This is a genomic window from Corynebacterium flavescens, from assembly GCF_008693105.1.
GTDB classification, from domain to species: Bacteria; Actinomycetota; Actinomycetes; order Mycobacteriales; family Mycobacteriaceae; genus Corynebacterium; species Corynebacterium flavescens.
Genome location: NZ_VXKK01000008.1, coordinates 1 through 751 on the forward strand (window position 1 = coordinate 1; position 751 = coordinate 751).

The 751-nt window shown below is 51.5% G+C and carries 1 protein-coding gene; it reads left to right on the plus strand.

The window, feature by feature from the left end:
- Nucleotides 1-673, plus strand: a 673-nt coding sequence (locus tag F4V60_RS00550; RefSeq protein ID WP_150387346.1) for a transposase, incomplete at its 5' end; no start/stop codon positions are given.
- Nucleotides 674-751 lie beyond the last annotated feature (78 nt).

The window sequence follows — 751 nt, forward strand, 5'->3', positions numbered from 1 at the left end:
TGCAGATGTCACTGATCCGATCAATGGCACCTTGATCAGTTTGAAGAGTTTGGCTACCACCTACAACATGCTGCGGGCGCAATGCGATGAACTCGATAACAAGATCACCGATCTGGTCGAGGTAATCAATCCTGGGGTAACACAAGTTTTCGGCTGCAGGGCGCTTACTGCCGCAGAATTGATTGTGAGCGTCGGTGAAAATCCACAGCGGATCCGTTCCCAGGCTGCGTTGGCGCATCTGTGGGGCGTTGCACCTATTCCGGCGAGTTCCGGACGGACGAACCGGCACCGGTTAAATAGAGGTGGTGATCGCCAAGCCAACGCCGCACTGCATCGCATTGTCCTGGTCAGGATGTGTCACGATGAACGCACCAGGGACTATGTGCAACGTCGAACCAAAGAAGGATTGTCGAAGAAGGAAATTATGCGGTGCTTAAAACGCGCCATTGTCCGGGAGATCTATCAAGTGCTGTGCCTGGGGCGACCTGTGAAACAATCCAGTGGATTAAGTAGCGATGAATTCAGAGCTCTGCGCTCGAAAAAAGGGCTTTCACAAACCCAAGTCGCCAGGAAACTTGGATGTGCTCCAGCAAGAATTAGCGATATTGAAACCGGCAAACGTCGGTTATCGGAGTTGAAGTCAACCTACGAAGAATTCCTTCAAACTGCTTGACACAACATAGGAGCATCACAGGGGATTTGATTACGATGCGGTTCTTAGGCTAGCAGAACCCCGCTCCTCAAACACGAC